Here is a 2,559-nt window from a genome sequence, read left to right on the forward strand (position 1 = left end):
ATACTACATCGTCCTGGTTGTAGCTAGTGCCGGATACTAGCCACTCTGCGCCATTTATGATAGTATAATACTATCTTTTTCCATTACCTACAGGGGGGTATTTGTATGCTGACAATTGCGCTTGCACAAATCAACGTCCGCGCCGGCAATCCCCGGCAGAATACGGACACGATGAAACACTACATTGCCAAAGCCAAGGAAGAAGGCTGCGACATGATCATCTTTCCCGAACTGGCTATTCCGGGATATTTCATTGGCGACGTATGGGATCAGCCCGATTTCATCGACGAGTGCGTCCGTCTGGGCCGGGAAATCCAGGCTGCCTCTGACGGCATTACGATTATTTACGGCAATGTCGCCAAAGAAGAAGGGCGCGTCAACCTCGACGGCCGCACACGCAAGTATAACGCCATGTTCATTGCCAAAAACGGTCAGCTCCTGGCACCGGGCCGCTCGCCCTACCCGTTTTACATCAAGACGCTCCTTCCCAATTACCGGGAATTCAGCGATATCCGCTACTTTACGTCCCTCATGGAAGTAGCCCAGGAACGGCGGGCCTTTCCGGAAGACTTCCTCTCTCCCGTACACATCGTCTTTGATGACGGCCGCAAGCTCTGCGTAGGCCCGCTGATCTGCGAAGACAGCTGGGACGACAACTATCCCTTCAAGCCCATGTCGTACCTGGGAAAAATGTATGACATCGACTTGTTTATCAATATTTCCAGCTCCCCCTTTACACAGGGAAAAACCCAGCGTCGCCATCGCCTGTTCGGCCAGGCCATTGAAAAAACAGGCTGCCCTGCAGTCTACGTCAACTGCACGGGCATTCAGAATAACGGCAAAAACGTCTACTCCTTTGACGGCTCTACCGGCGCCTATGATAAAGACGGCTCCCTTCATTATGAATGTACCCCCTTTGCCGAAGAACTGGCTATCCTCCAGTATGATGAACAGGCCCATCAGTTTACGTCGCCAGTCCGGCCGGCTGTAGAACGAAACAACACAGCCGACATATACGCCAGTCTCCACTACGGGCTCCAGTCTTTTCTCCAGTCTACAGGGCTGCGCAAAGTCGTCATCGGCGTTTCCGGCGGCATTGACTCTGCTGTCAACGCTGCGCTGTATGCCACGGTGCTGCCGCCGGAAAACATCCTGCTCATCAACATGCCCAGCTGCTACAACTCGGATACGACGAAAAATCTGGCCCGCCAGCTGGCCGATAATCTGGGCTGCCTCTATACGGTCATTCCCGTCCAGGACAGCCTGGAACTGACGCGGCAGCAAATGGAGGATGCCCTTCTCTACAAACAGGGCCGCGAAGCAGGCCATCTGGAACTTACCAGTTTTATTGAAGAAAACATTCAGGCCCGCGACCGGAGCAGCCGTATTCTCGCCGCTGCCGCTGCCGCTTTCGGCGGTGTCTTTACGTGCAACGCCAACAAGGCCGAATCTTCCGTCGGCTACGCCACCTTATACGGCGACAGTGCCGGATTCCTGGCCGCAACGGCCGATTTGTGGAAACACCAGGTCTATGATCTGGCCCGCTATCTGAACGATACGGTCTTTCAGCGGGAAGTAGTCCCCCGCGGCAGCATCGACATCGTCCCCAGTGCCGAGTTGTCAGCCAGTCAGGATATTGACAAGGGCCAGGGCGATCCCCTGATCTATCCGTATCACGATTACCTCTTTGCCGCCTTCATTGAACGGTGGCAGCGGGCAACGCCGGAATCGGTGCTGCAGTGGTATCTGGAAGGTACGCTGGAAGAGCACATTGGCTGCTCCGTCCGCGTAGCTGATCTCTTCCCTACAGCCGAGGCCTTCATTGCCGATCTGGAACGGTGGTGGAACCTCATTGCCGGCTTTGCCGTAGCAAAACGTATTCAAAGTCCTCCCCTCCTGTCCGTCAGCCGCCGTTCCTTCGGCAACGACCTGCGGGAGTCACAGCTTAAACCGTACTATACGACGCGCTATGAAGAACTGAAACAGCAGGCCCTGTCCCGTTAAGGGCATCCTGACATGGTGTATTGTCCACCATACGCATATCTGCTGAGAGGCCCTTCCGGGCCTCTTTTGCGTATAAAAAAACGGATTCCCCTATGTGAATCCGTTTTTCAGATGAAGGTACTATGGCCGCTCCTGGTTCCTCCTTATATCAGCTTATGTTCCTTTAACATATCCTGTATCTGCTGTTTCGTCCAGCCGCTGACAGCAGCCAGCTTGTCCATGTTCTTTTCCAGTTTCCAGAGGTTTATAAGCACGCTGGTTTTTCCTTGTTTTTCGCCTCTTTTTTCGCCTCTTTTTTCTCCTCGTTTTTCCCCTAATTTCAAGCCTTTATTAAAATGTTTTTCTGCTATTCCTTCGCTCAGGTTGCACATGGTAGTCAACTCCTTTTCCATGTCTTCTGTTACTGTCTTCAAAAATCACCGCCAAGGAAAATAGCGTTTCCATTTGAGCAACAGAACTGCATTGACAATCTTTCTGCACTTCTTATATAATAGCTCCATGGCATTACACATACAACGGCAGGCGGTTAAATCTCGCCCTGGAAACGGGGTGGAG

General features: G+C 52.7%; 2 protein-coding genes. One reads left to right on the top strand and one right to left on the bottom strand.

Annotation, left to right across the window (positions count from 1 at the left end; genetic code table 11):
• Positions 1–105 precede the first annotated feature (105 nt).
• Entirely contained in the window at positions 106–2,004 is a 1,899-nt protein-coding gene (nadE, locus tag Q3886_RS09995; RefSeq protein ID WP_301861329.1) for an NAD(+) synthase, read from the top strand.
• 143 nt (positions 2,005–2,147) lie between these two features.
• On the opposite strand, the gene Q3886_RS10000 is transcribed toward nadE, so the two are convergent.
• Complete coding sequence (locus tag Q3886_RS10000) at positions 2,148–2,417, bottom strand: hypothetical protein (protein ID WP_301861331.1); 270 nt, start codon at positions 2,415–2,417, stop codon at positions 2,148–2,150.
• Positions 2,418–2,559 lie beyond the last annotated feature (142 nt).

It is taken from the genome of uncultured Megasphaera sp. (genome assembly GCF_958350005.1).
Classification (GTDB): domain Bacteria; phylum Bacillota; class Negativicutes; order Veillonellales; family Megasphaeraceae; genus Megasphaera.